The organism is Rhodococcus sp. BP-316 (genome assembly GCF_019836105.1).
In the GTDB taxonomy this organism is placed as follows: Bacteria; Actinomycetota; Actinomycetes; order Mycobacteriales; family Mycobacteriaceae; genus Rhodococcoides.
The window spans coordinates 97371-120802 of sequence record NZ_JABUEE010000009.1 but is presented as its reverse complement, the minus strand read 5'-3'; the positions used below and the strand labels follow the sequence as shown (position 1 = coordinate 120802).

Annotated in this window: 24 protein-coding genes; 15 read left to right on the top strand and 9 right to left on the bottom strand. The window is 67.9% G+C overall.

What is annotated here, in order from left to right:
• Positions 1 to 3: 3 nt before the first annotated feature.
• The 3 genes from HQ312_RS17895 to HQ312_RS17885 are packed head-to-tail and all read right to left on the bottom strand — an operon-like array spanning position 4 to position 1839.
• The gene (locus HQ312_RS17895; protein WP_222639949.1) at positions 4 to 1041 is read right to left on the bottom strand and encodes an ABC transporter substrate-binding protein; all 1038 of its coding nucleotides are present in this window, start codon (positions 1039 to 1041) and stop codon (positions 4 to 6) included.
• 31 nt (positions 1042 to 1072) lie between these two features.
• Positions 1073 to 1444 (bottom strand): hypothetical protein, encoded by a 372-nt coding sequence (locus tag HQ312_RS17890; RefSeq protein ID WP_222639947.1) that lies wholly within the window; start codon positions 1442 to 1444, stop codon positions 1073 to 1075.
• Positions 1441 to 1839 carry a nuclear transport factor 2 family protein gene (locus HQ312_RS17885; protein ID WP_222639945.1) on the bottom strand — a complete coding sequence of 133 codons (399 nt, stop codon included), beginning with the start codon at positions 1837 to 1839 and terminating at the stop codon, positions 1441 to 1443. Before HQ312_RS17885 ends, HQ312_RS17890 begins: the two co-directional genes overlap by 4 nt.
• 86 nt (positions 1840 to 1925) lie before the next feature.
• Between HQ312_RS17885 and HQ312_RS17880 the strand changes: the two genes are divergently transcribed.
• The 14 genes from HQ312_RS17880 (at position 1926) to HQ312_RS17815 (ending at position 15305) form a co-directional block, all read left to right on the top strand.
• The gene (locus tag HQ312_RS17880; RefSeq protein ID WP_222639943.1) at positions 1926 to 3080 is read left to right on the top strand and encodes an acyl-CoA dehydrogenase family protein; all 1155 of its coding nucleotides are present in this window, start codon (positions 1926 to 1928) and stop codon (positions 3078 to 3080) included.
• A 69-nt stretch (positions 3081 to 3149) separates the two neighbouring features.
• Complete coding sequence (locus HQ312_RS17875) at positions 3150 to 3938, top strand: enoyl-CoA hydratase/isomerase family protein (protein WP_042575769.1); 789 nt, start codon at positions 3150 to 3152, stop codon at positions 3936 to 3938.
• A 55-nt stretch (positions 3939 to 3993) separates the two neighbouring features.
• Positions 3994 to 4398, top strand: coding sequence for a Zn-ribbon domain-containing OB-fold protein (locus HQ312_RS17870; RefSeq protein ID WP_222639936.1), 405 nt, complete (start codon positions 3994 to 3996; stop codon positions 4396 to 4398).
• A complete protein-coding gene (locus tag HQ312_RS17865; protein WP_027504433.1) occupies positions 4395 to 5546 on the top strand; it encodes a thiolase family protein in 1152 nt (383 codons plus the stop codon). Before HQ312_RS17870 ends, HQ312_RS17865 begins: the two co-directional genes overlap by 4 nt.
• A gap of 31 nt (positions 5547 to 5577) precedes the next feature.
• The gene (locus HQ312_RS17860) at positions 5578 to 6786 is read left to right on the top strand and encodes an acyl-CoA dehydrogenase family protein (protein ID WP_222639930.1); all 1209 of its coding nucleotides are present in this window, start codon (positions 5578 to 5580) and stop codon (positions 6784 to 6786) included.
• A complete protein-coding gene (locus tag HQ312_RS17855) occupies positions 6783 to 7754 on the top strand; it encodes a phosphotransferase family protein (protein WP_222639922.1) in 972 nt (323 codons plus the stop codon). The genes HQ312_RS17860 and HQ312_RS17855 overlap by 4 nt, the downstream gene beginning before the upstream one ends.
• Positions 7755 to 7806: 52 nt before the next feature.
• A complete protein-coding gene (locus tag HQ312_RS17850) occupies positions 7807 to 9009 on the top strand; it encodes an acyl-CoA dehydrogenase family protein (protein ID WP_042575773.1) in 1203 nt (400 codons plus the stop codon).
• A complete protein-coding gene (locus tag HQ312_RS17845; protein WP_374198308.1) occupies positions 9006 to 9767 on the top strand; it encodes an SDR family NAD(P)-dependent oxidoreductase in 762 nt (253 codons plus the stop codon). The genes HQ312_RS17850 and HQ312_RS17845 overlap by 4 nt, the downstream gene beginning before the upstream one ends.
• 13 nt (positions 9768 to 9780) lie before the next feature.
• The gene (locus HQ312_RS17840; protein WP_222639919.1) at positions 9781 to 10563 is read left to right on the top strand and encodes an SDR family NAD(P)-dependent oxidoreductase; all 783 of its coding nucleotides are present in this window, start codon (positions 9781 to 9783) and stop codon (positions 10561 to 10563) included.
• Positions 10563 to 11657: an alcohol dehydrogenase catalytic domain-containing protein gene (locus HQ312_RS17835; RefSeq protein WP_222639916.1), complete on the top strand. Its 1095-nt coding sequence runs from the start codon at positions 10563 to 10565 to the stop codon at positions 11655 to 11657. Before HQ312_RS17840 ends, HQ312_RS17835 begins: the two co-directional genes overlap by 1 nt.
• Positions 11654 to 13171: a class I adenylate-forming enzyme family protein gene (locus tag HQ312_RS17830; protein WP_222639905.1), complete on the top strand. Its 1518-nt coding sequence runs from the start codon at positions 11654 to 11656 to the stop codon at positions 13169 to 13171. Before HQ312_RS17835 ends, HQ312_RS17830 begins: the two co-directional genes overlap by 4 nt.
• Before the next feature lie 69 nt (positions 13172 to 13240).
• Complete coding sequence (locus HQ312_RS17825; RefSeq protein ID WP_027504426.1) at positions 13241 to 13864, top strand: TetR/AcrR family transcriptional regulator; 624 nt, start codon at positions 13241 to 13243, stop codon at positions 13862 to 13864.
• A gap of 92 nt (positions 13865 to 13956) precedes the next feature.
• Entirely contained in the window at positions 13957 to 14292 is a 336-nt protein-coding gene (locus HQ312_RS17820; RefSeq protein WP_027504425.1) for an EthD family reductase, read from the top strand.
• Positions 14289 to 15305, top strand: coding sequence for an MBL fold metallo-hydrolase (locus tag HQ312_RS17815; RefSeq protein WP_374198307.1), 1017 nt, complete (start codon positions 14289 to 14291; stop codon positions 15303 to 15305). The genes HQ312_RS17820 and HQ312_RS17815 overlap by 4 nt, the downstream gene beginning before the upstream one ends.
• Positions 15306 to 15308: 3 nt before the next feature.
• On the opposite strand, the gene HQ312_RS17810 is transcribed toward HQ312_RS17815, so the two are convergent.
• The 6 genes from HQ312_RS17810 to HQ312_RS17785 all read right to left on the bottom strand — a co-directional run bounded on the left by HQ312_RS17810 (position 15309) and on the right by HQ312_RS17785 (position 21772).
• A complete protein-coding gene (locus HQ312_RS17810) occupies positions 15309 to 16073 on the bottom strand; it encodes an SDR family NAD(P)-dependent oxidoreductase (RefSeq protein WP_222626941.1) in 765 nt (254 codons plus the stop codon).
• 10 nt (positions 16074 to 16083) lie between these two features.
• Positions 16084 to 17742 carry an iron ABC transporter permease gene (locus HQ312_RS17805; RefSeq protein WP_027504422.1) on the bottom strand — a complete coding sequence of 553 codons (1659 nt, stop codon included), beginning with the start codon at positions 17740 to 17742 and terminating at the stop codon, positions 16084 to 16086.
• A 62-nt stretch (positions 17743 to 17804) separates the two neighbouring features.
• Complete coding sequence (locus tag HQ312_RS17800) at positions 17805 to 18971, bottom strand: ABC transporter ATP-binding protein (RefSeq protein WP_222639902.1); 1167 nt, start codon at positions 18969 to 18971, stop codon at positions 17805 to 17807.
• A 1-nt stretch (position 18972) separates the two neighbouring features.
• The gene (locus HQ312_RS17795) at positions 18973 to 19758 is read right to left on the bottom strand and encodes an SDR family NAD(P)-dependent oxidoreductase (RefSeq protein ID WP_222639900.1); all 786 of its coding nucleotides are present in this window, start codon (positions 19756 to 19758) and stop codon (positions 18973 to 18975) included.
• A 52-nt stretch (positions 19759 to 19810) separates the two neighbouring features.
• The gene (locus HQ312_RS17790) at positions 19811 to 20845 is read right to left on the bottom strand and encodes an ABC transporter substrate-binding protein (protein WP_222639898.1); all 1035 of its coding nucleotides are present in this window, start codon (positions 20843 to 20845) and stop codon (positions 19811 to 19813) included.
• Between the two features lie 240 nt (positions 20846 to 21085).
• Complete coding sequence (locus HQ312_RS17785; protein ID WP_222639896.1) at positions 21086 to 21772, bottom strand: TetR/AcrR family transcriptional regulator; 687 nt, start codon at positions 21770 to 21772, stop codon at positions 21086 to 21088.
• 64 nt (positions 21773 to 21836) lie between these two features.
• Here HQ312_RS17785 and HQ312_RS17780 point away from each other — a divergent pair, with 64 nt between their 5' ends.
• The gene (locus tag HQ312_RS17780; RefSeq protein WP_222639894.1) at positions 21837 to 23423 is read left to right on the top strand and encodes an MFS transporter; all 1587 of its coding nucleotides are present in this window, start codon (positions 21837 to 21839) and stop codon (positions 23421 to 23423) included.
• Positions 23424 to 23432 lie beyond the last annotated feature (9 nt).

Genomic DNA, 23432 nt, shown 5'->3' with positions numbered 1-23432 from the left:
ACGTCACCGGATGAAACGCTGTTCCCACTCCGCCTGGTACTCGGTGACCGCTGCGGGGTCGAGGTCCGCGGGGTCGGTCAGTGCGAGGTCCTGTGCGCGTCCGACCGACTCCGGGATGTTCGGCAGCACACTCGCGTACCCCTTCGACAACGCCTGCTGGCCCTCGGGGGAGACGAGGAAGTCGGCCAGAAGTTGCGCTGCATTCGGGTGCGGTGCGGACGCGAGAACATGGGAGTAGTAGGGGGCGCCCCACGCCGGGTCCGGCCTGAACCACCCGACGGGTGCGCCTGCCTCCTGCTCGCGCACGAGGGGTTGGACCATCGGCGTGGCGATGATCTCTCCGGACCCGAGGCCCTGTGCGACGGCCAGAACACCGGGATAGACACGTGGCTCGTTCTGCGCGAGTTCGTCGGTGTAGTCGGGTGACCAGTTGCGGTCGAAAAACCGGAACTGATCGGTCACGGCGGCGAAGCCCGCCGGATTCACGACGCCGATACGTCCACGCAGTTCGGGAGCCAGTAGATCCTCCGGACTGTCGAGACCGTCCGGCAGTGCCGTGGTGTTCCAGCCGAGCCCCAGAACGGCGGCGCTGGTGAGGAAGAGCTTGTCCTCCAGCACGCTGGTGTCTCGACCGTAGTCGGGGTTGTCGAACGAGGGTCCGACGACGTTCACCGAGTACTCGCCCGAGTCGGCGGCCGCGCGGATCCACGCGGGGTCGGTGGTCATGTGGACGTCGCCGATCCCGCGCCCGGACTTGTGCTCCGCGTCCACGCGGGGGTTCAGTTCGACGTCGGAACCCCGCGTGAATTCCAGCGTGATGCCGGGATACGTCGCCTCGAATCCGGTCTTCACCGAGGCGAGGTTCTCGGGATGTTGCGACGAGTACAGGTAGACAGATCCCTCGTCCTTCGCCGCGGCGACCACGTCGTCCCACGTGCCCGACACCGGTCCGGACGCTGTCGCCCCACCGCTGCAGGCCGCCGACAACCCGACTGCGGCTGCCGATGTCAGCGCCGCGAGCGTACGACACCACGTGCTCATGAGGGTCTCCTGTCAGTTGTGGTCGACGGCGTCAGTCGAATGCGAGTTCCGGTGTCCGGCAGATGAGCAACCGGCGTATCGAGCCGGCCGCGTCGACCGACGCGGTCGCGTTGAAGGACGCCTCGAAGTCGCCGTCTCGCGTGGTCCGCCCCAGTACGAGTTCCACGTCGCCCACCCGGGATCCGACGTCGATGTGATGAACGAGGGTGCTCTTCTCACGCTGGGCGAGGTAGAGGACGAGTCCCTCTCTGTCGCCGACGAATTCGGCGGACGCTCCCTCCCCACGGGAGAACTGCACGGACATCCGGAAGTCGTCCGTGATCATGGTCAGCACCCGGTCCGGATCCTCGGAGTCCATGTACGAGAACCATGTTCGTAGGATTGCTGTCGCATCAATCGTCATCGTCGTGCTCCCGTCGGGTCGGTCGAGGGCGCGTCGGAACCGGCCCACGGCACCAGTGCGTGGTCGGGATCGAACGACACCTGGTAGCGGTCGATCAGTCCGTTCTCGTCGAGGTGCATCGCCGCGACGAAATATCCCGTCACGACATCGCCGTGCTCGGTGACGGCTCCCTGGGCGAACTGGACGTCGCCGTCCTGTGCGCGTCGCAGCAGCCGATGCTGCCGGCCGACAGGGGGACGTCCGGTGAGGTAGTCGAGCATCGCGGCGCGACCGGTGCCAGCTCGGGCTCCCGTCGGAACGATCATCACGAAGGCGACGTTCTCCGCCAGCATGTCGGTGGCCCGCTCGAGATCACCGCTGTCGAGGGTGGCGTAATAGGACTCGATTCGAAGCATGAACCGAACTTAGTTCAATAAAAGTCCGCACGTCCTCGATTTCGCCGATACTCTCGAAACAGAACTGAACTCGACTCAGGAGTGTTATGTCTGTAGCGATCGATGACGTCACCTACTCGCCCTGGCCGGAAGCCGAGCCCGCGGGCCTGATTCCCGGGCCGGAGCAGGCCGATCTCCGGTCCGCGATGCGCGCAGTACTTGCACGGCACAGTGGGCGAGACGAGGGGACTCCGACGGCACTGTGGCGGGCCCTCGTGGACGACATGGCCGTGACCATGCTGTCCGTTCCCGAGAATCGCGGCGGCCTCGGGTATGGGATGACGGACATGGCCGTGGTCCTGGAGGAGTGCGGCCGAGCGCTCGTGTCGGAACCGGTGCTGTTCGGGGCGGGTGTCGGCGTGCACGCGCTCCTGCTTGCGCCGGCCGGAACCGTGGACGCGATGGTGTCCGGTGCCCTGGCCGGTGAGCTCCGCGTCGCGGTGCATCTGCCCGTGACGCAGACGGGACGCGCTGCCGCGCAGGTGATCACGGCCGACCATACGGCGGACGGATGGCGTCTGAGCGGTGTCGTGAACGACATCGTTCACGGTGCGTCGGCCGATGTCGTCGTGGTCGGGGCGCACACGGCCGACGGCGCCCGAGTGTTCGCCGTACCACTCTCCGATGCGGTGCGCGTCGTCCCGCGGACGGTCATCGACCCGACGCGGCCGCGCGCCGACGTGCACCTCGACTCGGCAGCGGCGTCCGCGCTCACCGAGGTGGCAGGCACGGTCTCCGCTCTCGACGACCTGAGAGCGCGAGCGACGATCGGGCTGGCGAGCGAGCACACGGGAATCGCCGACCGCATGCTGGAGATGACGGTCCTGTACGTCACCACCAGGCAGCAGTTCGGCCGGCCCGTCGGCTCCTTCCAGGCCGTGAAGCACCGACTTGCCGACCTGCTCCTCTCTCTCGAACGAGCGCGATCGGCATCCCGCTTCGCTGCTGCGCTGTACGACAGCTCCCCGGACCGTGCCGCGCTCGCGGTCGCGATCGCCGGCGCCGTGTGCACGGAGGTCGCGTCCGAGTCGGTTGCCGAGGCGGTGCAGCTGCACGGTGGCGTCGGTTTCACGTGGGAGCACCAGGCGCACAGGTACTTCCGACGAGCGACCGGTGACGAGGCGCTGCTCGGAGATGCGGTGTATCACCGCCGCCGCATTGCCGACCTCATCGGACTGAACTCGGTTCGATTCGAGGCTTGACGCGCTCGACCCCATGCCGTAAAACTGAAGTGAATCCAGTTCAAGTAAGACGCAGCCCAAGGAGATCCCATGATCGACACCGACCACATCCTGCTCGAGAAGGACGGCGAGGTCGCTCGCGTCTGGCTCAACCGCCCGCACAAGAAGAACGCGGTGACTCCGGAACTGCTGTACCGACTCGACGAGATCATCGCCGAGGTCGACGCCGATCCGAACCTCAAGGTTCTGGTCTTGCGCGGAGTGAACAACACCTTCTGCTCGGGGTTCGACCTCGACATCCTGCTGTCCGACTATGTCGGCAGCACCAACGCGATGGACGTCGCCGTGCTCTCGGCCAAGGTCTGTGACCGTCTGTACTCCATGAACACTCCGTCGGTCGCAGTCCTCGAGGGCTACGTCACCGCCGGTGGATTCGAACTCATGATCTCCTGCGACTTCGCCATCGCCGACGACGACGCCAAGATCGGCGACTTCCACATCCGCCGTGCACTGTTCGGCGGCGCAGGCCCCATCTACCGCCTGCCGCGCATGATCGGTATCCGCAAGACGAAGGAACTGATGCTGACCGGCAAGCTGCTCTCCGGTGTCGAGGCTGCCGACTTCGATCTCATCAACGCGTCCGCGCCGGCCGCCGAGCTGGACAAGACCGTCGAGGAGTTCATCGCGCAGCTCACCGACAAGAGCCCGTTCATGATGAAGCTGACCAAAATGACGATCGACCGCGGCCTCGACGCGGACATCCAGTCCCTCATGGTCATGGAGCATCTCGCCGTGGGCAACGCCCTGCAGTCCGAGGACGGACGAGAAGGCGTCACCGCGTTCCTCGAGAAGCGTGAGCCGAAGTGGGTCGGTCGCTGACCCTCGGCGAGACACGACGGACGAACGACGGTCGGCGGGGAGCGGAAGGAACACGATGACGAACAGTCTCGAGGCGCAGCGGATCGTGCTGCAGGGCAGCCGATGCACCGTGTGCGGCACGGTCGCGTTCCCCGCGTCGACTCTCTGCTCCCGGTGCGTCACGCCCACGGCAGAACCCGTCGACCTGAGTACGTCGGGCACCGTGTGGGCCCACACGGTGCAGCGCTTCCCGCCCAAGTCGCCGCCGTACGTGCCACCCGTGGGCGGGTTCACCCCGTTCGCGGTCGGCTGGGTCGAGTTGAGCGAAGGCATCCGGATCGAGGCGATTCTCGACACCGAGAACGTCGACGACCTGCACGGAGCCCTCGTCCACCTCACGGCCGTCGTCCCGGTTCCCCGGTTCGAGGTCGTCGAGGCCGGTCCGTCGTCTGCACCGAGCACAGTGGGAGATACCGCATGAGCGAGTCCGTGGTCATCGTCGGAGTCGGGTTGTCGAAGTTCGGACGCCAACCCGGTGTCAGTGGCCGCGCAATGGCCGTCTCGGCCATCACCGCCGCGCTCGCCGACGCGGGAATCGCCTGGCCGGACGTCGATGTGGCGTTCGGCGGCAGCGACTCCGCCGGCCTCGCCGACACGCTCGTCAGCGAGCTCGGTTTCACCGGACTGCCGTTCACCAACGTGCGGAACGGCTGTGCCACCGGCGGCAGCGCCCTGTTCTCGGCGGTCAACGCCGTACGGGCGGGATCGGCGTCGATCGGCCTGGCCGTGGGCTTCGACAAGCACCCGCGCGGTGCCTTCGATCCCACGCCCGCGGAGTGGGGTCTGTCCGAGGGGTACGGCGAGGCGGGTCTCATGGTGACCACGCAGTTCTTCGGCGCGAAGATCTCCCGGTACATGCGCCAGCACGGCATCACCCCGGACACGCTCGCACGCGTCGCCGAGAAGTCCTACCGCAATGGCGCGCTCAATCCCAATGCGTGGCGCCGCGAACCCATGTCGGCCGAGGCGATCGCCTCCGCGGACATGGTGAACGATCCCCTCACCCGCTACATGTTCTGTTCGCCCGGCGAAGGCGGTGCGGCGGTGATCGTGGCCTCTCCCGAGGTGGCGGAGCGGCTGACGGGCCGGCCGATCCGCTTGCGCGCCATCACACATCGAACCCGGCGATTCGGTTCTTTCGAGGTCTTCAGTCCGTCCGTCCAGGGCGTCGGCGAGCCCACCAGCGTCAGCGCGGATGCTGCCGCGGCCGCCTTCGAACAGGCCGGAATCTCCCCGTCGGATGTCGACGTGGCCCAGCTGCAGGACACCGAGAGCGGCGCCGAACTCATGCACATGGCCGAGTGCGGCTTCTGCGAGCACGGCGAGCAGGAGCAGTGGATCGCCGAGGGAGCCACCGAGATCGGCGGGCGTCTACCCGTCAACACCGACGGTGGGTGCATCGCGAACGGTGAACCGATCGGCGCCTCCGGTCTGCGCCAGGTGCACGAGGTGGTCACCCAGTTGCGCGGCGAGGCCGGCGATCGTCAGGTGCCGGGCGGGCCGTCCATCGGCTTCACCCATGTCTACGGGGCACCGGGCATCAGCGCCTGCACCGTTCTGTCCGTCTGAACCAGTCCGATCCGACCAGCGAGGTCAGTCCATGAGTACCAGCACCGTGTCGTCCGACGTCCGAGCCTTCACCGCCGAGGCGACGGAGTGGCTCAGCAGCGTGGCCGCACTGCGGACCAGCACGACGTGGGGCGAGGGCTCCGACTCGGTGGCCGTCTTCGAGAACTGGACGCCCGAGGAGGAACGACGACACACGGACGTCATCCGCGACTACGAACGGCGGAAGTTCGACGCCGGGTGGGGTCCGCTCGACTGGCCCGCGGAATACGGTGGACGAGATCTTCCGCTCTCCCACGTACTCGCCTTCCGCCGCGCGGAGGACCGGTTCGATGTCCCGCGCCGCACCGAGATGTTCTCCGTGACACAGCAACTGGTGGCGCCCACGATCGAGAAATGGGGCACGCCGGAGCAGCGCGCCACGTACGTGCGAGCGATGCTGCGCACCGACCTCATGGCCTGCCAACTCTTCTCGGAGACCGAGGCCGGTTCCGACCTCGCGGCCGTCCGCACCCGCGCGGTCCGTGACGGCGACGGGTGGGTGCTGAACGGCCACAAGGTCTGGACGTCGGGAGCCACGGTCTCGGACATCGGGGTGGCAGTGTGCCGCACCGATTCCTCGGTGCCTAAGCACAAGGGCCTCACCGTCTTCCTGGTCCCGATGGACGCGGAGGGCGTCTCCGTCCGCCCCATCCGGCAGATGACGGGTGGCAGCTCGTTCAACGAGGTGTACCTCGAGAACGTGCGGCTGACCGATGCGCACCGTCTCGGCCCGGAGGGGCAGGGGTGGCAGGTCGCTCTCACCGTGCTGGCGGCCGAACGACTCGACGGTGGCAACCTCGGACTGGCGAACGCCGACCGTGCCGTGGAACTGGCACGCAATCTGGGTCGGCCCCTCACCGAGATCGAGCTGGATCAGGTTGCCGATCTCGTCGTGCACAGCCATGTTCAGCGCGTCACCGCCATGCGCGTCGCCGGCGTCGTCGTCTCCGGACGCGATCCCGGCCCCGAGGCGTCCGTCGGCAAACTGCTCGCGACCACCACGATGTCCCGGACGTCGGCGGCGGTCCGGCGGATGCTCGGCTCCGATCTGGTGTCCGACACCGGTGAATGGGGCACGTTCGCCTGGACGGAACACGTCCTGGGCGCGCCCGGATACCGCATCGCCGGCGGCACCGACGAGATCCAACACAACATCATCGCCGAGCGCGTTCTCGGCCTTCCCCGAGAGCCGAGGCCGTGACCACCGACGACACGACACACTCCGCACTGCAGCAGCGCGTCGCCGCGAAGCTCGAGACCGGTGGCCTCGGCTCGCTGCGCAGCTTCGATCCACTCCTCGGAGGACACTCCGGCCTGACCTACCGCGTGCGGACCGACGACGCCGACTTGGTGGTCAAGGCCGTGCCCGCAGGGCAGCGCCCCGTCGGGCGCCACGACATGCTGCGGCAGGCGACCATCATGCGGGAACTCGCGGGTACGTCGGTGCCGGTGCCCACGATCGTGATGGTCGACGACACCGAGCCCTCCTGGTACGCCATGACATTCGTCCGCGGTGAGTCGCTCGAGCCTGTTCTGGACGATCCGGCCGTCGACCCGGAGCTCGCAGCAGCGCGCATGCGGCGTGCGGCAGCGGTCCTACCCGAGCTGCACGCGGTCGATCACCGAGCGGTGCCCGACGCCGGCCCCACACTCACACCGGGTGACGAACTCGCCCGGTGGGCTCGCACTCTGGGCGCCGTTCCACCGGAACTGGTGGAGGGCGGAGACAGACTGCTGAGCCTCCTCGGTGCCCGCGTCCCGGACGCGGTCTCGTCGACGCTGGTGCACGGTGACTATCGCCTGGGCAACCTGATCGCGGACGGCACCGAGCCGGTCGCGCTCATCGACTGGGAGATCTGGAGTGTGGGCGACCCCCGTGTCGAGCTGGGGTGGTTCCTCGTCTTCGCCGACGGCGACAACTTCCCCGGTGTCGGGCGGTCCGTCCCCGGTCTGCCGAGCGCCGACGAGTTGGTGGAGATCTACGCCGGTGCGGGACGTGACCTGCCCGACCTGCCGTGGTTCGACGCCCTGGGACGACTCAAGATGGCCGCCATCATGGGGCACAACCTGCGTCGTCACCGGGAGGGCCGTCATCACGATCCGGACCAGGAGAAGCTGCCCGCCACCATCTCTCGGCTGATCGACACCGGCACCGCCCTGCTCGCCTGAGCTCCCTCGCCCTCGTATCCACTCGCCCGATCCGTCCTCCAGGAGGCCAACCGTGGACTTCTCCTACAGTGCTCGTACCGACGCGCTGCTCGAGACCCTCGAGACATTCATGACCGACCATGTTCTGCCCGCCGAGAAGGTGTACGACGCGCAGATCGCGGCGAACACGAACAAGCACGAGCAGCCGGCGGTGATGCGCGAACTGCAGGAGACCGCGCGCTCGCAGGGACTGTGGAACCTGTTCATGACGCACGACGGGCTCGGGGCCGGACTCACCAACCTCGAGTACGCCCCTCTCGCCGAGGTGGTCGGGCGCTCGATCATCGGCAACGAGGCCATCAACTGCTCCGCCCCGGACACCGGCAACATGGAGATCCTCGCCATGTTCGGTACCGAGGAGCAGAAGAAGGACTGGCTCGAGCCGTTGCTCGACTGTCGGATCCGGTCCGCGTTCGCCATGACCGAGCCGGCCGTGGCCAGCTCGGACGCCACCAACATCACCTCGACGATCCGGCGCGACGGTGACGAGTACGTGCTCAACGGCCGAAAGTGGTACACCTCCGGCGTTCTCGACCCGGACTGCAAGCTCATCATCTTCATGGGCAAGTCGGATCCGGACGGTCCGACCTACCGCCAGCAGAGCATGATCCTGGTTCCCGCCGACAGTCCCGGCATCGAGGTCCTGCGCGATCTCCCGATGTTCGGTTTTCACGACCGTCTCGGGCACGGCGACGTCCAGTTCACCGATGTCCGAGTGCCGGCCTCGAACATGCTCGGAGCCGAGGGTGACGGTTTCGCCATCGCGCAGGGTCGTCTCGGCCCGGGCCGGATGCACTACGCCATGCGCGCCGTCGGCATGGCCGAGCGCGCTCTGGAGATGATGTGCCGACGCTCCCTCGACCGAGTCGCCTTCGGTGCCCCGCTCGCCGATCGCGGTGTCGTGCGCGAGTGGATCGCGCGCAGCCGCATCGAGATAGACCAGATCCGACTGCTCGTCCTGAAGTCGTCCTGGATGATGGACACCCGCGGTAACGCCTCGGCGCGCTCCGAGGTCGCCGCGATCAAGGTCGCGGCGATGGAGGTGGCGCACAAGGTGGTCGACCGAGCCGTTCAGACGTTCGGAGCGGCCGGCGTCAGCGACGATTTCGTCCTGGCCCGCCTGCACGCCATCACCCGCGCCCTCCAGATCGCAGACGGACCGAGCGAGGTCCATCTCCGGACCATCGCCCGCCTCGAGACGAAGAAGTACCGATGACCGACATGCATTCCCTCACCGGCAGAGTGGCCCTCGTGACCGGCGCGAGCCGCGGACTCGGCCTCGCCATCGCTCGTGGACTGCGCGACGCGGGCGCCACCGTCGTGGTGTCCAGCCGCAAACTCGAGGCGTGCGAGGAGGCAGTCGCCTCACTCGGACCGTCGACGGTGGGCAGCGCTCACGCCCGCGCTCTGCACGTCGGTCGCTGGGACGAGATCGAGCCCGCGGTCGACGCCATCGTCGACGAGTTCGGCTCGCTCGACATCGTGGTCAACAACGCCGGCATCGCACCGCTGTCCGAGAACCTCGTCGGAGTGACGGAAGGGCTGTGGGACAAGACCATCGAGGTCAATCTCAAGGGTCCGTTCAGGCTGATGGCGGTGGCCGGAGCGCGGATGGCGGCCGCCGGGCGCGGGTCGATCATCAACATCTCGAGCATCGGAGCTGTTCGACCGAGCCCGCCCGAAGCCATGTACGCCGCGGCCAAGAACGGCCTCAATGCGCTGACCATGGCGTTCGCGCAGGAGTATGCGCCGCACGTGCGAGTGAACTGCGTGATGCCCGGGGGATTTGCAACGGACATGGCCGAGCACTGGGACGACGAGTTCGTCGGCAAGATCGTCGACCGGCTGCCATCGGGACGTCTGGGTCGCCCCGAGGAGATCGCCGGTCTCGTCGTACATCTCGCGAGTGACGCCTCGTCGTACACGACGGGTGCCATCATTCCCGTCGACGGCGGCCGCACCGCGGTCTACTGAGGAGGGCGTGGACGTGACAGAAGTGAACGACACCCCGAGCCCTGCCGCCTTGTTCGATCTGACCGGCCGAACAGCGGTGGTGACCGGAGCGTCGTCCGGTCTCGGTCTCGGGTTCGCCCGGACGCTCGCCGCCGCCGGAGCCACGGTGTACGCGGCGGCACGTCGCGCGGATCGTCTGGCCGCGGTGGCGGAGACCGTCCCGGGCCTCGTTCCCGTGCGATGCGATGTGACCTCGGACGAGGACCGTCGAGCGCTGGTGGATCGGTGCCGTGCGGAGACCGGGCGCCTGGACATCCTGATCAACAACGCCGGGATGCCCGGCCCACCGGACGCGGAGCAGGAGACCGCGGAGGGTTTCTCCGCGATCCTCCAGGTGAACCTCCTCGCAGGCTTCCACCTGGCGGTGCACGTCGCCTCGACGACGCCGGACTCCGCCCCGGTGTCGATCGTCAACATCTCGTCGGTCGTCGGTCTCGTCTCGACCGCCCCCATCGGCGGTGCGAGTTACGCGGCGTCCAAGGCCGGTGTGCTCGGCCTGACCCGTGAACTCGCCGGGCAGTGGGGACGACGACGGATCCGCGTGAACGCGGTGGTCCCCGGGTGGTTCGACACCGAGATGACCGACGGGCTCTTCGAGAACGAGAAGTCGGCCGGGTGGGTGCGGCGCAACACGATGCTCGGTCGCGGGGGTACTGCGGGCGAGGTGGACGGCGCGGTGCTGTTCCTCGCCTCCGATGCCTCGTCGTACGTCACCGGGCACACCCTGGTGGTCGACGGCGGCTGGACGGCGCGCTGATGCTGGCCGTGCAACTGCTCGAGTGGGGCTCCGCTCCCGAGCTGCGGGACATTCCCGTTCCCGAACCGACGGGCGAGCAGTTGCTGCTCGAAGTCACGGCGGCAGGTCTGTGTCGTAGCGATCTGTCCGTCTGCGATGCGCCGGCCGGACGGTTCGACTACCCGTTGCCGCTCACACTGGGACACGAGGTGGCCGGACGCGTCGTCGGTGCCGGCCCCGATGCCGACGGGAGCACGGTGGGATCGTCCGTGGTCGTCCACGGCGTGTGGTCCTGCAGGACCTGCCGTAACTGCCGCCGGGGTCGGGAGAACTACTGTCTGGCACTGCGGCCGGTCGACGGCAGGCTCGCCGTGATCGGCAACGGCCTCGGCGCGCCGGGCGGACTGGCCGAGTACATGGTGGTTCCGCACGGCGGGGTGCTGGTCGACACCGGTTCCCTGGCACCGGAACTCGCAGCGCCCCTCGCCGATGCGGGCGCCACCGTGCATCACGCCGTCAGCGGTCAGGCCGACCTCCTCGACTCGAACGCCGTGGTCGTGATCGTCGGTGTCGGCGGTCTCGGTCACCTCGCGGTCCGAATGGCGTCGCTGCTGGGAGCCGGCCACGTGGTGGCCGTCGATCCGCGCGACGCGGCTCGGAGATCCGCGACGACCATGGGCGCCGCCGCGGTGTACTCGTCCATGGCCGAGGCGGCCTCTGCCACGAGAGATCTCGGGGGCGTCGACGTGGTGTTCGACTTCGTGGGCAGCGACGACACGATGGCCGAAGGGCTGGCCACGCTCGTACCCGGAGGACGCCTCGTCGTGGTGGGGGGCGCCGGAGGGTCCGTGTCGGTGGCCAAGAACCGGGGGATCGCCGCCGGGTGGCAGGTCTCGGCCCCCTTCTGGGGCAGTCGCGCGGATCTGGTGGAGGTGGTGGCGCTCGCGGAGTCCGGGGCGCTGCTGCCCGAGGTGACCACGCGACCTCTCGACGAGGCGATCGACGCCTATGCGCGTCTGCGTGCCGGGGAGGACGCCGGCCGAACCGTGCTCCTGCCCACCACGTCCGACGAGCCCACCCCAGAACGTGATGCCGGAAAGGACCACCGTCAGTGAAGACTCTCGCGCTCGAACTGCGAGACCGCGTCCGGGAACACCCCGACGCGATCGCCGTGATCGACCTGCACGGCACCCATCGACTGGCCGACGTGATGGCTGCCGCCGAACGCGGAGCCGAGCACATGGCACAGCACGACCCCACACCTCCCACGGTGCTGATCCAGGCGGACAACACCTGGCAGACGGTGGCCACCGCACTGTCGGTCGGTCTGCGCGGAGGCGTGGTCGCCGTGCTCAGCCCGCATGCCACAGCATCGGAATTCGTGCTCGCCGTCGAGGACGTCGACCCCGACATGGTGGTGGCCGACCTCCGCACACTCGAACAGTGGGGGGTGTCCGACCAGGACTTCCCGTCGGGCGACGCGGCGGTCGGTGACCGTCATCTGCGTGCTCGCCGTGGTGATCCGCGAGGTGTGTCGCGCTGGAACGGAGGCAGTGTCATCGCGATGACCTCCGGATCCACCGGTCGCCCGAAGTGCGTCGTCCAGTCCGAGGACGCACTGCGCTACGCCTGTTCGTGCACGAGGGACGCCGTGGGTCTGCGACCGGGCGACGCGGTGGGCGCCTTCGTCCCCCTGTCCTCCGTCGCCGCAGCATGTTTCGGGATGTATCTGCCGCTGTTCGTGGGCGGACCGATGGTGTCGATCGGCAAGTGGTCACCGGTGGCCGCACTCGACGCGATGGCCGCCCACGACGTCCGCTGGACGATGCTGGTGCCGACGATGGCGCTGCAGTTGTCCCTCGTCGAGAACGGGGCCGGTCGACTCGCGGGGATGCGGGCGATGACGGTCGGCGGCGGGCCCATGAACGCGTCGGCTCTCGAACGGGCCGAGCAGTTCCTGGGAACGACGTTCCTCCGGGTGTTCGGCATGTCGGAGTGCCTCGGTCACACGACCGCGACCCCGGACGACGATCCTCGACTTCGCCTCGGTACGGACGGACGGCCGTTCCCCGGCACGATCGTGCGGGCCGTGAACGGTGCGGGGGAGGACGTGGGCACCGGGGAGATCGGTGACGCGCAGGTCCGCGGACCCTCGATGTTCGTCGGGTATGCACGGGGAGGACAGGTCGCGGCACCGACACTGACCGACGACGGATACCTGCCGACCGGTGACCTCGTCGAGGTGGCGACCGACGGCACCATCACCGTGATGGGCAGGCAGAAGCAGATCATCATCCGTGGTGGTCGCAACATCGACATCAACGAGGTCGAGGCGGCGGTGGCCGGCGTCCCCGGCATCGTGCAGGTCTGCGTGGTGCCGATCCCGGACGAGCTGCTGTCCGAGCGCGCCGGAGCCCTCGTGGTGACCGACGGACGCGCTCTCGGTCTGGCCGAGGTGACGGACGGATTGTCCCGTCGCGGCGTGCCACGACACAACTGGCCGGAGTACGTCTTCGCTGTGGACGATCTGCCGCAGAACCGTGTCGGGAAGCTCTCCCGACCCGATGCCGTGCGGATGGCAGCGCGTCTCGCCGGTGTTCCCGATCCGAATTCACCTCGGGACGAGTAACATGAGCACGATGCTGACACGTTGCGGGGAGGCCGGAGGCCGGCCGGGCCAGTCTTCGAGGGTGCCGCGATGAGCGTCGGAACGACGGCACGCCGCGAGAGCCCGCGCTCCAAGCGGTCTCGTATTCTCACCGTCGCCATCGAGCAGTTCGGCAGGGTGGGCTACGACCACACCAAGTGGGCGTCGGTGGCGGACGAGGTCGGAATAGGCCAGACCGCGCTCTACCACTACTTCGAATCCAAAGCGCACTGTCTGCTCACCATCATGCGTCTGGAACTGGCGGATTCCGTCGAGCGCTTCGACGCGGCCACGGCCGACCGGAGCGACCCGGAGGCGGCACTGCGAGCCGCCGTCGCGGGAGCTCTCCAGGCCTCGCCGCTGGACGCTCTGCAGCGCCGGATCCTGCAGAACCACATGGACCTTCTGGCGACGGAGCGGCAGTCGGGGAAGGAGGAGGCCGAGCGTCTCCAGTCCCGAGAGCTGGTCCAGGAGATCGAGCGTCGGTGGACGAGATTGATCGCCAGTGGCATGGACGACGGGGTCTTCGCCGAGGGAGATCCGAAGACGGTGGGACGCCTGGTCCTCGCCCTCGTCATCAGCGTGTGGCGGTGGTACCGGCCGAACGGCCCCGCCACCCTCGACGAGATCGCCGAGACCGTCACCACCGCGGTGCTCAAGATGGTGCGCCCCTGACCGCTGGGCGCTGAGCCCGGCTCGGTCATTCGTGTCGATCACGTCCACCCATACCGAACCGAATTCATGTTGACCACACCCTGGAGGAAATCATGTTCGATCTGATGGTTCTCGCCGCCCGTCCGAACGACTGGACGCACGAGCAGTTCATGACGTGGTGGCGCGGTGAGCACGCGGAGGTGACCTACCCTCTCCCGGGCCTGCTGCGGTGGCAGCACATCGACATCGTCCACTCGATAGACGAGCGCAGCGCCGGGTGGGACGGACTGTCCATTCTGAGCTTCGCCTCGCGCGACGATCTCGAGACCGCGCTCGCCAGTCCGGAGTGGAAGGTCGCCGTCGAGCACGTCGGAACCATGCGTGGGCGACGGATGATCTGGTACGGCGACGAGCGGACCATGGTCGCCGACACGTCGACCACCTCGTGACCGCCCGGTGGTCCGATCCGGGATCCGTTCGGATCGCGGACGGCATCCACCGGGTGCCACTGCAGATGCCGTCCGACGGACTCCGTGCCATCAACGTCTATGCCCTGGAGACCGACAGGGGCCTGGCGCTGATCGACGGCGGATGGCGACGGCCGGGTACGTACGACGAGTTCTCCACCGCGCTGGCCGAATTCGGTTGCCGACCGGACGACGTACACGACGTGTTCGTCACTCACGTCCACCGTGACCACTACACCTTCGCCGTCGACCTCCGCCGTCGACACGGTTGCCGCATCCACCTCGGGTCGGCCGAGGCGCCGGGGATCGTCGCCATCGGGGAGCTTGCCTCCAACATGCCGACATCGTCACTGCGTGAGCTGGAACGGGCCGGCGCCGAGGACATCGCGCGAGCTGTTCGCCTGGACACCAGCGACGAGGACTTCGACTCGGACGACTGGGAGCCGCCGGACGCGTGGCTCACCGAGGGCGCCCTCGACATCCCCGGACACCGGTTGACCGCGGTGCACACGCCCGGCCACACCAAGGGCCACATGGTATTCCACGATCTCGACCGAGACATCAGCTACACGGGCGACCACGTTCTGCCGACCATCACCCCGTCGATCGGATTCGAACTCGGTGAGTGGGACCTGCCCCTGGGGCACTACCTGCAGTCGTTGGAGATGATGCTCGACGATCGGGATCGCACCGTGCTGCCCGCTCACGGGGACACCGGTGTCGGTCTGCACGCGCGCGTGCGCGAACTCCTCGATCACCACGCCCGCCGCTTGGCGGCGACCCGTGCGGTCGTCGCCGACCTGACCCGGGCGACCGGCCTCGATGTCGCCGAGCGCCTTCCGTGGACCCGTCGTGATCGCCCGTTCGCGGATCTCGGAACGTTCGATCGCATGGTCGCGGTCTGCGAGACCCTGGCCCACCTCGATCTGGACGTCCACCGGGGCGTGCTGCGTGTGGAGAACCAGGACGGCGTCGACGTGTTCAGCGTCGCCTGAGACTCAGGCGGCGGTCCACCCGCCGTCGACGTACAGCTCGGTACCGGTCACGAAGCGTGCATCGTCACCGGCCAGGAACGCCACCGCGGCAGCGACTTCCGCGCCGGAACCCAGTCGTCCCATCGGCGTGCCGGCCAGCATGGCCTCGTGGCGCGGTGTGCCCTCGTAACGCGCGAGCAGTGGCGGGGTCGCGATGAAACCGGGGTGGATCGAGTTGACCCGCACCCCGAGGCGGGCCCAGTGCAGCGCCGCGTTCTTCGTCATGGTCCGCACGGCACCCTTCGCCGCGGCGTAGGCGATGCTGTTGCCCAGTCCGCCGACGCTGCCGAGGATGGAGCAGATGTTGACCACCGATCCGCCGCCGGTCCGCTCGATCAAGGCGCCGGCGTGCTTCATCCCCAGCCACGTACCGGTCTGACTCACCTCGACGACGCGGCGATACTGCTCCACCGTCTCGTCGACGACGGTGGCGAGCGATCCGATCGCACCGTTGTTGACGACGGCGTCGAGCGTGCCGTGACGGTCCTCCACGAGGGCGAGGGTCGCCGCCCACTGCTCCTCGTCGGTGATGTCCAGCGCGCACGCCAGATGCGAGTCCGGGCGTTCCAGCGCGTGCACCGCTGCGTCGCAGGCGCTCTGGTCGACATCGGTGACGATCACGCTGGCTCCCTCGGACGCCAGCCTCGTCACGATGTCGACACCGATCCCGCCGGTGGCGCCGGTCACGAGGACCACCTTGTCGGTCAGACGGGTACTGCCTTCGGGCATGGTGGGCCTTTCAGAGCTTGCTGAGGACGTTGCGACCGCCGACGAGCATGGCGATCGCGACTCCGGTGGTGGTCACCGCGGTCATGAGCAGCGCCATCGCCGCGACGAGCGGGTACGAGCCGTTCTGCCACATGTCGTAGAGCAGGGTGCCCATGACCTGGGTCGTCGAGGCGCGGACGAGCAGCGAGGCGGCGAACTCGTGAGTCAGAAGGATGAACATCAGGGCGACGGCGCCGAAGATGGCTCCTCGCATGAGTGGCAACAGAATCCGAAGATTGGTCACCACGGGCGAGGCGCCGCTGGTGGCCGAGGCCTCGGTGTAGGTGTTGCCCAGCGCGAGCATCGCCGTCATCTGCAGTCGGACCGAGAACGGCAACATCAGCACGATGTAGACGAGCACGATCACCGTGCGAGTGCCGTAGAGGATCAACGGAGGTTCGGTGTACGTGAGCAGGAACCCCACACCGAAGATGACCGCGGGGATACCCAGTGGCAGGGCGGTGATGAAGTCGCCGATCATGCCCAGGACGCGGAAGCGTCGACCGCGGACCAACAGGTTGGCCATGACGTACCCGATGGGGATGCACACGGCCACCGCGGCGAGGGACGTGAGGATGCTGGTGAGTACGGACGAGACGATCGCGTCGTCGGAGATGAGGGCCCGGAAGTTGTCCAGCGTCAACAGATCCAGGGTCAGGGTGTCCGACCAGTACGGGGTCAGCGACACGATGACGAGTCCGACGATGGGGATCAGCAGCGCGAACAGGGCGTACACACTGATGGTGACGGCCGCCCACGTTCCGCGGCCCGAGGGTGCGGAGAACGCCTTGCCGCCGTGAGTGACGAACCGGCTCTGATTGCCCAGCAACATCTTCTGCACCAGAACCAGCGCCAGTCCGAACAGGACGAGGGGTGAACCGGCAGCTGCGGCGGCCGCGAAGTCGGACGGTGATTCCGACACCCGCCGGTACATCTCGGTGGTGAGGACCTTCACTCCGCTGTTCTGACCCAACAGGAGTGGTCCGGTGAACTGGCCGAGCCCGAGGAGGAACGCGATACCACCGCCGTAGATGAGCGACGGACGGAGCAGGGGGAGAACGATACGGAAGAACACACCCATCGAGGACGATCCGCTGATCCGAGCGGCCTCGAGGTGCTCCGAACTGATGTTGTCCATCCCCGAGGACACGAAGAGATAGACGAACGACGTCAGACCGAATCCGGTCAGGATGACGATCCACGGCACCGTGTAGACGTCCACGGGGCCGCTCTCGAGATCGCTCCACCAGGGCAGCGCGCGCAGTACGACATTGAGGTAGCCGGGTCCCGGTGACAGCAGGAAGGCCCAGCCGACGATGTTGGCGACCGCGGGAAGCACGATGGGCAGGATGGGAATCATCTTGAGGAACCCGAGTCGCGCCGGAAGGCGGCTCGCGGCGTAGGCGAGCAGGGTGCCGAGAACGAGCGCGATGACGAGCGATCCCAGCGCCAGAATCACTGTCGTCCACAGTGTCTGGGCGATGTCGAACCGTCCGTACTGGCTGCGGTAGCCCCGCGCTCCGTCCTCGAACGCGAGCATCTGCAGACGCACCATGGGGAGGACGACCAGATAGGCGAGAACGGCGAGAAGAATGCCGTAACCGAGCCGGGCACGCCAGGGGCCGGTCAGCCGTGACCGTCGTCCCGCCGGCGGCGGCGTCGTGTCGGTGTCGGGGGGTGTGAGGGTGGCGGTCACGATGCGCTCCCCACTGCTGCGGCGACGGGTGCGGTGTCCGCGGCGGTCGCGGTGGAGGGCGCCGAGGGGAACACCCGCAGCGCTGCGGGGGAGAAGGAGACGACCACGGCGTCACCCGGCTCGGCCGAACGCAGCGCGAGGCCGTGCTCGGCGGCCGACGCACGCAGGGTGAGTGTCTCGGCGCCGGACCGCACGGTCACATCGAAGTGCCGACCTCCGTACTCGTGATCGACGAGGGCGGCGTGCAGTCCGACGTGGCCGGGCGGAACCTCGGCCATGCTGCGGTGCAGGAGCAGGTCGTCCGGACGCAGCCGTGCGACCGCGGAATCGCCCTCGTCGGCACGATCGCGGACCACCGAGTCGCGGAGATCGATCGCGTCACCCGCGGAGGTCTGCCAGCCGTCGTGCGCCCTGCGCAGTTCGAGCTTGTTGGCCATGCCGATGAATGCCGCGACGTAGTCCGAGCCGGGGTTCTCGAACACGCTCGACGGCGTGTCGAGCTGCTCGATGCGACCCGATTTCATGATGGCCAGACGATCGCCCAGTGCGAATGCCTCGGACTGGTCGTGGGTCACGAACACGGCGGTGAACCCGAGTTCGCGGTGCAGGCGGTGGATCTGGGACCGGACCTGATCGCGCAGCCGGGCATCGAGGTTGCTGAGCGGCTCGTCGAAGAGGATGAGGTCCGGACGCGCGACCAGCCCGCGGGCGACCGCCACGCGCTGCTGTTGGCCACCACTGAGTTGCGACGGATACCGGTCGAGCAGTGCGCCGCAGTCCACCATGTCGGCCGCTGCCTCGACGGCTCCCGGTCCGAAGGACTTGGTGAGTCCGCGGACGTCGAGGGGGTACTTGATGTTGCGGCGCACCGTCATGTGCGGCCACAGGGCGTAGGACTGGAAGACCATGCCGATGTTGCGCTTGTGCGCGGGGACGTCGACTCGCTGGTCCGCGTCGAAGACCGTCCTGTCCTTGAACGAGATACGCCCGCCCTGGGGTGTCTCGAGCCCCGCGAGGCACCGCAGCGTGGTGGTCTTCCCGCAGCCACTCGGGCCGAGAAGAACCAGGAACTCGCCCTGCTCGATGTCGATGTCGAGACCGTCCACGACCTTCGTGCTGCCGTACGTCTTGGTCAGTCCGGAAATGGTGAAGCGATCGGTCATCTCATGCCTTCTGTCCAGAGGTGTGTGTGGGTGTTCGCGCGCCGGCCGCCAGACCACCGTCGACGACGAGGTCGGTTCCCGTGATGTAGCTGCTCTCGGATCCGGCGAGGAACACGACGGCGTCCGCGATGTCGCCGGTGGTGCCCCGCCGCTGCATCGGAATGGTGCGCACATAGCCGGCGACATCGTGGTCGGCGAAGTCCTCGCTACCGGTGATGTCGGTGTCGATGCTTCCGGGGCACACCGAGTTGACTCGGATCCCCCGCTCGGCGAGCTCGAGCGCAGCCACTCGGGTGAGGGCCCGCACACCGAACTTCGAGGCGCCATAGGCGCCGAGCTTTGCTGTCGCGAGGATTCCGCGCAGGGACGACACCGTGATCACGGAACCGCCGGACTTCACGGCGGTGCTCGCCGTCCTGAGGGCGAGGAAGGTGCCGACCAGGTTGATGTCGAGCATGCGGCGGAAGTCGGCCAGAGAGGTATCGGCGATGTCGCCGCGGTGCGCCGCCCCGGCGTTGGCCACCAGCACGTCGAGGCCTCCACCGTCCGCTTCGATTCTCTGCACGCACGCGTCCCACTCGGCTTCCGACGCCACGTCCAGATGCAGGTAGCGAACCGACGGTCCGAGGGTGTCGGCGACCGCGCGACCACCCTCGTCGTCCACGTCCGTGACGTACACGGTCGCTCCGAGAGAGGCGAAGCGCGCGGCACATGCCGCACCGATGCCGCGCGCGGCGCCGGTGACGAGCACACGTGAGCCGTGCGAAGGCGCTGTCCGAGCGTCCATGATCACCTCCCTGGATGACGAGTTCGGATGGTCGAGAGCGGTCGCGTCCCCGTCACTGGAAGAGCTGCGACCATTCCTGCGAGTACCGGTCGACGTTCTCGGGGGTCAGATCGGCGGGATCGGGTGAGGCGATGTTCTGTGCCCGCTCGACGGCGCCCGGAACATCCGGCAGCGCGGCGGCGTAGCCACCGTTCAGCGCGGCCTGTCCCTCGGCGGTCACCATGAAGTCAGCCAGAACCTGAGCCGCGTTCGGATGCGGCGCCGCACTCAGGACCTCGGTGTACCACGGTGTGCCCCAGGGGTTCTCCGGCAGCACCCAGTCGACGGGAGCGCCCGCGTCGACCTCGGTGACGAGCGGCTGGACGCTGGGCGAGACCACCACTTCACCCGACGTCAGGGCCTGCGCGACCGCCAGTGCGCTCGGGTAGACACGCGGCTGCAGTTCGGCCAGCTTGTTCCAGTAGTCCTCGCCGTAGTTCTCGGCGTAGTGCCGATACAGGTCGACGTACGACGCGATGCCCGTCGGATTGACGATGCCGATGCGGCCGCGGTAGGCCGGGTCCAGAATGTCCTGCGGGGTCTCGAGACCGTCGGGCACCGCGGCGGTGTTCCACCCGAGGCCGAAGACAGCGGCGGACGAGAGGAAGAAGCGGTCGTTCTTCACGCTGGCCGCGCGGTCGTAGTCGGGTGCGTCGAAGTCCGGACCCACGATCTCGGTGGAGAAGGTGCCGGACTCGGACGCGCTGGCGATCCACGACGCGTCGGTCACCATGTGGACGTCGGCAATGCCTGTACCCGTGCGGTTCTCGGTCTCGACACGGGGATTGATCTCGGAATCCGTTCCGCGCACGAAGTCCATGGAGATCTCCGGGTACTTCTGCGTGAACGCGGCCTTCAGCGCGTCGAGGTTCGCAGGCTTCTGGCTGGAGTAGAGCATCACGCTGCCCTCCGTCTTCGCCGCGGTGACGACGTCGTCCCAGCTGCCCTCGACGGGCCCGGACGGGGTGGTGGTGCCGCCGCACGCTGTGAGCGCGAACGCCGACGCTGCCACGGCAACGGTGGCGATGGCTCGGGGAATCCTCCGCATGGTCAGACCTCTCTCGGACTCACAGGGCCGCTCGGCTGTCGGTGCGAGTGGACTTCCTGAACTGATGTCAGTTTGAAAGTAGTATGACGTCCTTGTGATGTCAATCACGCAGGTGAGGGCAGTGCGACGGCGGGCACGACGGGGTCGCCGGGCCTGCGCCCATCTCCGCGCGCCGCGATCCGGGGTTGCGAGGTTGTCGCAGTCGCGATCGGCGAGCTCTCGACCGGGCAGGGCGTTCTCTTACTCGACTGCCGTCGCGGTCCAGGTCGCGTAGGCGGTGAGTGCTCCGCGGGTGGCCCGAGCGCGGTCGTCGCCGATACCGACGAGCTGGGCGACGGCCATGGGCGCGAGGACGCTCGCGACTGCGTCGCTGTGATCGGCGAAGTGGCCGGCCGCTTCGAGCGAGACGAACCCGTGTACCAGGCTCCACAACTGGGCGGCGATCTGTTCCGGGTCGTCGATGTCGACGCGACCGGCCGCCACCAGTCGGTGGCAGCTGCGTACCAGAACGGCGTAGGCCTCGCGGAAATGCTGTTGTGGCACAAGGGGAGCGGACGCGCGGTAGGTTCCGCGCGGCGAGAGTCCGAACATCAGGTCGTAGAGGTGCGGGTTGCGCTGCGCGAAACCTCTGGTTCCCAGGGCCATGGCGAAGAGCTGCACACCGGGATCCTCGTTCGACGCGGCCGCGTCCTCGAGAGTCCCTGTCAGCGTCGCGTATCCCCGCGCCACGACGGCGTCGAGCAGTCCGCCCACGTTCCCGAAGTGGTGGTAGACCGTGATCGTCGAGGAGCCTGCCTTGTCGCTGATGCGACGGACTTTCATCTCGGCAGGGCCTTCCTCTGCCAGGACAGCGACGGCGGCGTCGACGAGGCGCTCGCGGGTGGATCCGTCGTCCGCTGTGCGGTCGGTGTCTCGTCGAGCGGCCATGACGTCATGGTCCCACGGTGACGTCCTGATGCGACGGGCCCGCCGCGCCTGCTATAACTTTGTTATGACGCTCCTCGCCGCGGTGCCGGCCCTCCGCTCGCGCAAGATGGCCGCCCTGGTGACGCTGTGCTGCGCGGTGTTCGTGGTCAACGTGTCCACCACGATCGTCAACATCGCGCTGCCCACCCTCGTCGAGGACCTGGGGGCGTCCACGCGCGATCTGCTGTGGGTGGTCGATGCCTTCAACCTGGCATTCGCTGCGTTGGTGCTGGCCGGGGGATCGCTCAGCGACCGGTTCGGTCGCCGTCCCTTCCTCGTGGGCGGGCTCGTGCTCTTCGCGGTCGCATCCGTGGGTGGGGCGTGGAGTGGTGAGCCCGCCCAGCTGATCGCGTGGCGGGCGCTGGCCGGTGTCGCGGCTGCCGTGGTGTACCCGGTGACGCTGTCGATTCTGACCAACGTGTTCCAGGAGCGGTCCGAACGCGTCATGGCCATCGGACTGTGGGGCGCGGCGACCGGCGTCTCGGTCGCGGTCGGACCCGTGGTGGGTGGGGCGTTGATCGAACATTTCTGGTGGGGATCGATCTTCGTCTTCAACGGCCTCGCTGCTGTCGCAACCATCGCTCTCGCAGTGCGTTTCGTGCCGAACTCCCGTGATCCGTCGACCCCGCCGCTGGACAAGTCGGGCTTGCTTCTGTCCGTGCTGGCCCTGGGTTCACTGGTGCACGCCATCATCGAAGGCCCCGACCGCGGGTGGTCCTCGGCGTCGACGGCGCTCGGATTCGGTGTGGCCGCCGCAGTGCTGGTCACCTTCGTTCTCCGGGAGTCGCGCGCTCGCCACCCGATGCTGGACGTGCGGCTGTTCACGAACATGCGCTTCACGGCTGCCAGTGGGGCGGTCACCAGTGCGTTCTTCGCGCTGTTCGGGTTCATCTTCCTCGTCACCCAGTACTTCCAGTCCGTGCGCGGCTTCGGTGCCCTCGAGACCGGCGTGCGCATGCTGCCCGTCGCGGGATCGCTGGCAGTGTTCTCGCTGGTGGGTCCTCGCCTGGCAGTACTGGTCGGTTCCAAGATCGTGGTGGCCGCCGGCCTGGCATCGTTGACGGCTGCGTTCCTGTGGATCTCGCAGATCGACACGGGCACGTCCTACCTGCAGATCGCGGGTCAGATGGTGCTGCTGGGCGCAGGCCTGGGTCTGACGAGTGCCCCTGCGACGGAAGCGATCATGGGAGTCGTTCCGACCGACAAGGCCGGGATGGGATCAGCGGTCAACGATGCCACCCGCGAACTCGGCGGAACACTCGGTGTCGCCGTGATCGGGTCGGTCGCACTGTCGGTGTACCGAGACGGGCTGGACACGACCGAATTGCCTACCGTCCTGATGGACCCCGCGCAGGAGTCGGTGGGCGCCGCGCTCGAAGCCGCACGCCAGGCGGCGGACTCGCTGGGTGCCACCGGGGCACTGCTCGGGTCGCAACTGTCCGATCTCGCACGCGAACGCTTCGTCGACGGCTTCACCACCGGCAGTCTCGTCGCCGGGATGGTCACCGCCGTGGCCGGTGTGTTGACGCTGGTCTTTCTCCCCTCGCATCCCCTCCCTCCGCATTCCGACGACGAGTCGCACGATCACCCCGACGTGAGCGTGCGCCGCTGACATACGCTC